At 35.6% G+C, this 492-nt stretch carries 1 protein-coding gene; it reads right to left on the bottom strand.

All coding sequences use genetic code 11. From position 1 onward, the window contains the following. Positions 1-167: 167 nt before the first annotated feature. Positions 168-455 (bottom strand): hypothetical protein, encoded by a 288-nt coding sequence (locus H4O21_RS28075; protein ID WP_073243663.1) that lies wholly within the window; start codon positions 453-455, stop codon positions 168-170. Positions 456-492: the final 37 nt, after the last annotated feature.

Raw genomic sequence — 492 nt, 5'->3', positions numbered from 1 at the left:
AAACTGAAAGAGAAAATGATAATGAGCAGCGAAGCCAAAATAGACACCATCATTAGGGCGAACAGGGAAATAGGCAGCCCAAAAATGACTGCCCTTTTTCTAATGTTTTTATAGACCTCGAATTTCTTCATACAACTTTTTTAATAAAGCCCTCGATGAGGGTTCAATTATACTACGATGCCTATTAAATATGTGAAGATGCCCACAACCGCACCCGCAATCAAAACAAATACAAGTACTCTAGTAATACCTTTTTTAAGGTCTGCGTTTTCCCCAAAGAAATGTCCTGCGTTAAATAGGAATCCAACTAGAAAGATGACACCAAGTAAAATTGGAAATATGGTACGTATGGTATCGCCCACATCATTAACGGAATCTTCAATTCCCCCAATTTGAGCAAAAAGTGATGTTGAGAGCAACGATAAAAAAGTTGCTAAGTAGATTGATTTTTTCATAATAAAATTGTTTAGATTTTTTATTCATTTTCCCTTC

Origin of the sequence: Oceanospirillum sediminis (genome assembly GCF_014164585.1) — a bacterium.
Taxonomy (GTDB): domain Bacteria; phylum Pseudomonadota; class Gammaproteobacteria; order Pseudomonadales; family Halomonadaceae; genus Oceanospirillum; species Oceanospirillum sediminis.
This window is presented reverse-complemented; position numbering and strand designations above follow the sequence as displayed.

Excerpts from the sequence above, each read along its gene's own strand:
- H4O21_RS28075 (WP_073243663.1), bottom strand. The coding sequence starts at position 455 with ATGAAAAAATCAATCTACTTAGCAACTTTTTTATCGTTGCTCTCAACA.